Genomic DNA, 7,705 nt, shown 5'->3' with positions numbered 1-7,705 from the left:
CAGCCCCTTGTATGGCGCAAAATTTCTCATTTTTGAACCAAAACCTTCCGAGGTTTCCATTTTTTGGTTATTTAACGATGTATATATATAATCCTATCCAAGCCGGATAAAAAAGATATTTTTCTTTTATCAAATCTCATTTAAAATAAAAAGAAACTCAAATCCATATAAAATGAATTTGAGTTTCTTGCTTAAATAAAGCTATCCCCATTAAATGCCAAAGAGCCTCTATTTTTACAAAAAAAAAATCAGATATTTCTTTCCAATCCTTCGTTAGTTTTAGTGTTTTGTAGAATCTCTCAACACAAATTTGTGTGGTAGCGTTACATGATTTTCTACGTCTTCTTCTTTATGCATTAATTTTGTTAAAATACGCATTGAAACGGCACCAATGTCATATAATGGTGGCTCAATAGATGTTAATGATGGACGTACAATTTCAGTAAGCGCTGTATTGTTTGATGTAACAACTGCAAATTCTTCTGGAATCTTCACGCCATTATCAACCATATAATTCGTCACTTTCACAGCTAACTCATCACCAACGACAACTAAGGCGTCCGCTTTAGAGTTTTTAATGCGACTAGAAATTTCTTCACCGTTCTTGAAACGAGAATCGGCTGTTTCAAATAGTAAGTCTTGATCAACTGTTTTTCCTGCTTCCTCTAATGCTTTGACATAACCATTATAACGGTCTATATTGTTCGCAAAGTAAGGTTTAGAAGCTAAGAAACCAATATGTTGATATCCTTGTTCTAATAAGCCAGTAACAACTTCATAAAATGCTTGGGTATAGTCAATATTCACTGATGGAATTTCATTTTTCTCATCGTTTAAACCAGCTAACACAAACGGTGTGTTGGTGCGGTTAATTTCTTCACGTACTGAATCAGATAATTGATGACCCATGTAGATGACACCATCAACTTGTTTCGCCAAGATATTTGACAATACCTGTGATTCTTTCTTATTATCCGCATTATCTAAGATAATGTTATATTTATACATTGACGCAATATCGTCAATCCCTAAGGCTAAAGAGTTGAAAAAGTTATTCGTGATGTCTGGTAAAAGTACGCCAACTGTGGTTGTTTTCTTACTCGCTAATCCTCGTGCAACAGCATTTGGTCGGTAATCTAAGCGTTTAATAACTTCTAGAACTTTCGCACGTGTTGAAGGTTTTACATTTGTATTACCATTTACTACACGTGATACTGTAGCCATTGACACTTGAGCTTCACGCGCTACATCATAGATAGTGACAGTTTGTTTATCCATTGGTATGCTCCCTTTTTAATTTTTCGTAATTTTTGTTTTCATATTTACAATGCCAAATATAGCATTAAATACAAGTAGTTGCAAACGTTTTCTTCTATATCCTGTTTGCTTTCATACACATTTTCATATTCTAACAGTATTTGCAATAATAGACAAGTAGGTTTCATTATTTTTGTGAAAATATTGCATTACTTTCATTTTTATATACAAAAAGACCTATACATGCCCCCAAATAGGTTACATGTATAGGTCTAAAATAAATGTTTCAGTTTTCGAAAACTTATTTTTCTTTTACTTCTTGTACTTGTTCTTTAACCGCATCAACGTCTTCTTTGATGGGTTGACTATCTTCTTTTGCTACTTCAGTAACAACTTTTGCTTCTTCAGCACCAGCTTTTACTTCTTCTTTAGCAATTTCAGCAGCTGTCGTTGTGGTATCTTTTGCAGAAGTGTATGCGTTAGCGACTTCTTCGCGCGCTGTTTGGTATTGTTTACTTGCTTCTTGAGTCGCTTCATTTAATTGATTTTTTAAAGCTTCAGCAGATTCAGACAAGTTTACACGGATATCTTGCGCAGCTTCAGTAGCTGTTTGGTAACTGCGTTACCCTTTTCAGACATAATATCTGCATAATCTAAAGCTGTGTCACGGATGACATTTGCTTGTTGATTTAAATCATCACGTAACTCACGACCTGATTTAGGGGCAAATAATAATGCTGCTACAGCACCTGCAGTACCACCGATAATAGCGCCTAATAAGAATGATCCAGTATTTCTTGACATGTAGAATTCCCTCTTTCTAATTTAATTTAGTATGGTTTAGTTGTCGAATTTTCTTGTGCCTTACGCACTTGATGTTTTCTGTATAATGCTTTGGCAGATTTTCCTACCTTTTGTATACCAGAAACAGTTGGTTGACCTGTCACATTCGCCACCTTTACTGTTGTAGTAGCTTCTTCGCTTGCTTCAGGTGCTTCTGTCATCTTACCTTTAATATCATCCACTTTGGTTTGCGCCGTATTGGTAATATTTAATACAAGATTACGAGTTGAATCGTTCACATCTGAAACAGTTACACCAATATCTCCGATTGCTTTAAACAACGGATCAACTTGAGCCACTTTTCCATTTACATCATCCAATAATACATTGGATTTATTTAGTAAGCCTTGAACTTCAATAGAGAGTGCGTCAACATCCTTCGTCACTACCTTAACCGATTCATTCGCTTCATTTACAATCCCCGTAACTTCTTTCATGGTTTTTGTTAATTCACGCAAGAATAAGATAATATAGATGACTAATGCTGCAAATGCAATCGCTGCGATTAAGCCTGCAATTTGGCCTCCTGTCATGTACAAATCACTCCTTCTTTATTTCCAAATTATTAAAATTCAGAAATATAATATAACTATAAACGTATTTTACCATACCATGCAAAGGCTTTACAAAAATAATCACGTATATTTGTCACGAAAAAAACACATTTATCTTATACTATCATCTTTTGGGCACCTTACTTATAACTTTACAAGTGCAAATGTCTTAGTTACTATGAAAAGGAAAGCTACAAATGGAAAGGATGATTTATTTGAAACAATGGTGGCAAACATATGTGGAATCCATTGATTACGCAGGCATGATTTCAGATATCGTATCAGTATTGGTTGAATTAGTGGTGACCATCATCGTATTTTGGTTAATCAAGAAAATTGTTGACCGAATCGTTGATCTTTATTTTGAACGTGATGCAAAACGAATTGAAAATCGTGAAACAGGTTCCCTAAAAAGAAACAAAACGATTCATAAACTAGTTGAGAATGTGGTCCAATATACCTATTTCTTCTTATTAGGTTATTCCATACTCGCTATCATTGGGGTACCCGTTGCAACCCTGATTGCTGGGGCTGGGGTTGCTTCTTTAGCTTTAGGTCTTGGTGCTCAAGGATTTATTACAGATGTAGTGAATGGATTTTTTATTCTTTTAGAACATCAATTTGGCGTTGGCGATTACGTCACAATTGCTGGGTTATCAGGAACAATCATTTCTACTGGGATTCGTACGACAGTTCTAAGTGGTGATGATGGGTCTCGGCATTATATTCCCAACCGAAATATCACTAATGTCACGAACTCATCGAATACAACCAAACATGTATATATCGACTTATACGTTGATCCAAATACGGACTGAAACATATCGAACAATTAATTCAACACAGTTTGGAGGCAACTATCTCAGATGATCGCGTTATGGGTCAGCCAAATATCTGGGGCTATCAACGTGATAGTTTTGGTCGCTTATTCTTCCGTGTTGTGTTAAATACCAATGATGCCGATAAAATGCCTGTTCGCTCTTACTATTACGAAAAATTAACACGAACCCTTGTCGAAAATGGCGTAACCCTTCCTGTTTATGATTCCCGTAGACCAGGTTAAAGGCAGTAAAATAACCCTATTTAAAAAGAGGCTGGGACAAAAGGCCACTAAGAAGGCGTACACAATTCTTAATAAGAGTTGTATACGCCTTTTACTTTGAAAAAATTCTTATACATTTTGATTGAAATATATCAGGGGAACAGGTTAAAGGACTGAAAGGGTAGTTCCTTAGCCGTGAAAGAGGATGAAATCGAGGCCTTGGCTCGACTTCAAATTGAAAGACCTTGGCTTTCAATGGTCCCACGGCTCACAAAGAAGGTACACTGTAAGGACGAAAAATCTATGATTTAAATTTTTTGTCCCAGCCTCTTTTACTTTACACATTTTTAGTTAGCTTAGCCGATTTCATCGATTACTTCCCATTGTTTGTTATAGAAAGTGACTTCTTTTTTGCCACCTTCCCAATCTAAGATAGCAAATGATGGATATGGATATTTACCACGAGGTTGACTGATGGAACCTGGGTTAATCACCTTTACCCCATCAATATCTCGATCATCCATCACATGTGTGTGGCCATACATCACGATATCCGCATCATTTGCTTTCGCTAAATCAACTAAATTATCAAGGCTACGATTCACATTGTTTAAGTGACCATGTGTGACCACAATTTTACCCTCAGGCGTACTCAATGAAATGGCATCCTTGAAATGACCGTAATCCATATTCCCTTGAACTGTATGGAAAATCCCCCATACATTGTCATCTTCAGCTAATTCAGAATCCCCACAATGAATAAATACATCAATATCGTCATCTGATTGGACAACTAAATCTAACAGTGCTTCATGATCACCATGATTATCACTAGTGATTAATATCTTCATGTAAAATCAACTCCCCATTTTCTAAATCTTTTGCTAATAAACGAAGCGCATTCCCACGGTGGCTCAAGCTATCTTTTTGTTCAGCTGACATTTGTGCGGTAGTCTTGTCCTTACTTGGCACATAAAAAATAGCGTCATAACCAAAACCATTTTCACCACGTTCTTCGCGTGTGATAAACCCGTCAAGTGTACCATGGTAAGATTTTAATACATGACCTTCGGCGTCAGCGACGACTAAGTATGTATGGAAACGGGCGGTTCTTTGCTCGTCCGTTACGTCACTTAAGGCATCTAATAATTTTTTGCGGTTATTAGCATCGCTCTTTTCTGGTCCAGCATATCGTGCTGAATAAACACCTGGAGCGCCATCTAAGGCATCTACTGACAGTCCTGAATCATCTGCAATGACTGGAATGTGTAAGTCTTTGGCTGCCGTTGTTGCCTTTATTGTTGCATTTTCGATGAATGTTTCGCCAGTTTCAGGTATTTCCGGATAGTTTGGGAAATCTAATAATGTTTTTACATCGATATTATATTTCGCAAATAAACTTTTAAATTCTTTGGCTTTGCCTGGATTAGCGGTTGCTATCATAATTTCTTTCATTATTTACTCCTTTTCATACGTGCTTGAATGGCTTCTAATTCGCTTATGGTAACCCTTTGAACGACAAGATCACTTTCCAACCAATCATCTGCAATTTCTTTAAATAATTGCGGTGATCCAGTCGTATAATAGTCGCGCGTGATTGGCGATTCATCATCAGACAATTTTGCAATATCATTATAATCCAATAAAATCGATACGTCTGAAATCGTTTCTTGTCCAGAATCAATCAAAGTAACATGGCTACCTAAAGTTTTTTGAATCAAGTCACGTAATAGCGGGTAATGTGTACACCCTAAAACGACTGTATCTAACCCTTTATTTTTCAAAGGCACTAAGGACTCGGCTACCACTTTTTTGGCTAGAGGTGTATTGTATTGCTGGCTTTCTACTAGTGGAACGAACGGTGGACAAGCTAGTGACGTGATGGTCAGGGCTTTATTCTTTTGACGTAAAGTCTTCGCATACATACCACTTTTAATTGTTCCTTCAGTTCCTAAGACACCAATTTTTCCATTTTCTGTGTATTTGTTGGCTGCACGTGCACCTGGTTGGATGACACCAATTACAGGTATATCTACGCGCGCTTTAATTTCGTCTAAACATACGGCAGTTGCTGTATTACACGCAATGACTAATAGTTTAATATCTTTTGTGAGAAGAAAATCCACCATTTGATTGGTAAATTCCGAAATCTCTTCAACACTTCGTGGTCCGTACGGGCACCGAGCGTTGTCACCAATATATATGATTGATTCGTTAGGCAATTGGCGCATGGCTTCTTTGACGACTGTCAACCCACCAACTCCTGAATCTAAGAATCCAATTGGTCTATTCATTTTACCCTCCCATTCAATTATTCAAAGAAAATGCAAACTGAATAATTTATGTTCTATGGTACAATTATAGCAGAATAATGGGATTCACTTCAGGATTTCGCATTTATTAAAAGTATTTTAACAATCTGCAGCTTGAGGCAAATCGCGTTAATGAATCTAATCTTTTTGATTGAAATGGAGGATTTTCTGAATGAAAATTGCATTAATTGCTCATGATTCAAAGAAAGACATGATGGTGACTTTCGCACTAGCCTACCAAACTATATTAGCCGACCATGAACTATTTGCAACTGGTACCACAGGCCAAAGAATCATTGATGCTACAGGATTAAATGTACATCGATTCAAATCTGGTCCACTAGGTGGCGACCAACAAATTGGTGCAGCAGTCTCTGAAAATGCCATGGATTTAGTTATTTTTATGCGGGATCCTTTAGCAGCAATGCCACATGAACCTGACGTGAATGCCCTCATCCGTCTCTGTGATGTATATAATATTCCTCTTGCTACAAATATTGGTACCGCTGAGGTATTAATTCGCGGATTAGATGCTGGTTATTTAGATTGGCGTGCCCAATATGAGGAAGGTCGAATGAACCGAGATATATTAGAAAATATCGAAAATGGTAATGCTGGTCGCAAATTAATTGAATAATCACCAACTTCTATTCGTTTAATTTATAAACAAAGACAAATTTACTTTTATGATCACTTATGAATTGAATCACGTTACTATTTTATGGATAATAATTGTGCAAGATGAATTTTGATAAGGGAGTGTTGAGAAATGGCCCACCATTATTTTGAAGATAAAGAAGCTTTTACGCTTGTTGGTGTTACAACGGAACTAGTTGCTGATTATACTGATTTTGACGAAATTAATAAACAAAAAAATGCCTTCTGGCAAAAGTAACAGAGGATGGCACAATTGAAAACTTAATCGACCAATCAATTGATGGTCACTTATTCGTAGTGAACGAAGCCGTTGATAATAAAATGATGCATTCTGTTGGGGTTCAATCAGACCATGAAATAGACGGAACTGTTCAAATTACTCGTTTCCCTGCAGGTAAATATTTCATAATAGAAGATAAAGCTGATGACCGCCAAACTTTAAATGACTTACTAACCTATGCGGCCTTTGGGCAAGTATTAAACGAAATTACTGACTACGCTTATGAGGTGGTCCAAATGCAGTTGTACACATGGAAATCAAGGCAGGCCAGTATCTAGGTCAAATGTGGTTACCAGTTGTAGCAAACTAGCAAATATAAAAGGGTCTCCGGCTCTTGTTGTGGATGAGAAAACATTCACGCCTTTTTTTTGAAAATACAAAAAGACATATGAATTGGTTCCCTTTTGTCGCAGCTAACCGCTTTGGTTGGCATGTTTTTGCGAGATTGTTTATATCCGGTTTAAAATAGATGAAAAATGGAAACCAGAACTGCTTTTGAGTATATTTATGAAAAAAAATGAAACGCAAAACACCGTGAACATTCCTTTTCTAAAAATAATGAAAGTTCAGCCTCTTGTGTGACGCAAAATTTCTCATTTTTGAAACCAAAACCTTCCGAGGTTTCCACTTTTTAGTTATTTAACGATGTATATATACAATCCTAAAAAAGCCAGACAAAAAACATATTTTTTCTTTTATCAAATCCAAATAAAATAAAAAGAAACTCAAATCCATATAAAATGAATTCCAGTTTCTTGCT

The 7,705-nt window shown here is 36.4% G+C and carries 12 protein-coding genes; 5 read left to right on the top strand and 7 right to left on the bottom strand.

What is annotated here, in order from left to right; all coding sequences use genetic code 11:
- Positions 1–279 precede the first annotated feature (279 nt).
- The 4 genes from ccpA to B9P78_RS08725 all read right to left on the bottom strand — a co-directional run bounded on the left by ccpA (position 280) and on the right by B9P78_RS08725 (position 2,633).
- Positions 280–1,278 carry a catabolite control protein A gene (gene ccpA, locus B9P78_RS08735; protein WP_094519064.1) on the bottom strand — a complete coding sequence of 333 codons (999 nt, stop codon included), beginning with the start codon at positions 1,276–1,278 and terminating at the stop codon, positions 280–282.
- Between the two features lie 280 nt (positions 1,279–1,558).
- Positions 1,559–1,831, bottom strand: coding sequence for a hypothetical protein (locus B9P78_RS10395; protein ID WP_233487847.1), 273 nt, complete (start codon positions 1,829–1,831; stop codon positions 1,559–1,561).
- Between the two features lie 2 nt (positions 1,832–1,833).
- A complete protein-coding gene (locus B9P78_RS10390) occupies positions 1,834–2,061 on the bottom strand; it encodes a YtxH domain-containing protein (protein WP_233487845.1) in 228 nt (75 codons plus the stop codon).
- Positions 2,062–2,087: 26 nt separating this feature from the next.
- Positions 2,088–2,633: a DUF948 domain-containing protein gene (locus B9P78_RS08725; RefSeq protein WP_094519063.1), complete on the bottom strand. Its 546-nt coding sequence runs from the start codon at positions 2,631–2,633 to the stop codon at positions 2,088–2,090.
- Positions 2,634–2,869: 236 nt separating this feature from the next.
- Between B9P78_RS08725 and B9P78_RS08720 the strand changes: the two genes are divergently transcribed.
- Complete coding sequence (locus B9P78_RS08720; protein WP_233487843.1) at positions 2,870–3,472, top strand: mechanosensitive ion channel family protein; 603 nt, start codon at positions 2,870–2,872, stop codon at positions 3,470–3,472.
- Between the two features lie 59 nt (positions 3,473–3,531).
- Positions 3,532–3,717, top strand: coding sequence for a hypothetical protein (locus B9P78_RS10385; RefSeq protein WP_233487842.1), 186 nt, complete (start codon positions 3,532–3,534; stop codon positions 3,715–3,717).
- Positions 3,718–4,052: 335 nt separating this feature from the next.
- On the opposite strand, the gene B9P78_RS08715 is transcribed toward B9P78_RS10385, so the two are convergent.
- From B9P78_RS08715 to racE, 3 genes are read right to left on the bottom strand one after another with little or no spacing between them, the layout of a single operon-like run.
- Complete coding sequence (locus B9P78_RS08715) at positions 4,053–4,547, bottom strand: YfcE family phosphodiesterase (protein ID WP_094519062.1); 495 nt, start codon at positions 4,545–4,547, stop codon at positions 4,053–4,055.
- Positions 4,528–5,151, bottom strand: coding sequence for an XTP/dITP diphosphatase (locus B9P78_RS08710; RefSeq protein ID WP_094519061.1), 624 nt, complete (start codon positions 5,149–5,151; stop codon positions 4,528–4,530). Before B9P78_RS08710 ends, B9P78_RS08715 begins: the two co-directional genes overlap by 20 nt.
- Entirely contained in the window at positions 5,151–5,990 is an 840-nt protein-coding gene (gene racE, locus B9P78_RS08705) for a glutamate racemase (RefSeq protein ID WP_094519060.1), read from the bottom strand. Before racE ends, B9P78_RS08710 begins: the two co-directional genes overlap by 1 nt.
- A gap of 190 nt (positions 5,991–6,180) precedes the next feature.
- Here racE and mgsA point away from each other — a divergent pair, with 190 nt between their 5' ends.
- The 3 genes from mgsA to B9P78_RS08695 all read left to right on the top strand — a co-directional run bounded on the left by mgsA (position 6,181) and on the right by B9P78_RS08695 (position 7,223).
- Complete coding sequence (mgsA, locus tag B9P78_RS08700; protein ID WP_094519059.1) at positions 6,181–6,645, top strand: methylglyoxal synthase; 465 nt, start codon at positions 6,181–6,183, stop codon at positions 6,643–6,645.
- 132 nt (positions 6,646–6,777) lie between these two features.
- The gene (locus tag B9P78_RS10585) at positions 6,778–6,903 is read left to right on the top strand and encodes a hypothetical protein (RefSeq protein WP_255377097.1); all 126 of its coding nucleotides are present in this window, start codon (positions 6,778–6,780) and stop codon (positions 6,901–6,903) included.
- A complete protein-coding gene (locus B9P78_RS08695) occupies positions 6,891–7,223 on the top strand; it encodes an effector binding domain-containing protein (protein WP_369824387.1) in 333 nt (110 codons plus the stop codon). Before B9P78_RS10585 ends, B9P78_RS08695 begins: the two co-directional genes overlap by 13 nt.
- Positions 7,224–7,705: the final 482 nt, after the last annotated feature.

The organism is Aerococcus sp. 1KP-2016 (assembly GCF_002252085.1).
GTDB lineage: Bacteria > Bacillota > Bacilli > Lactobacillales > Aerococcaceae > Aerococcus.
The sequence above is the reverse complement of the archived record's forward strand: the minus strand, read 5'-3'. Positions and strand labels throughout refer to the sequence as shown.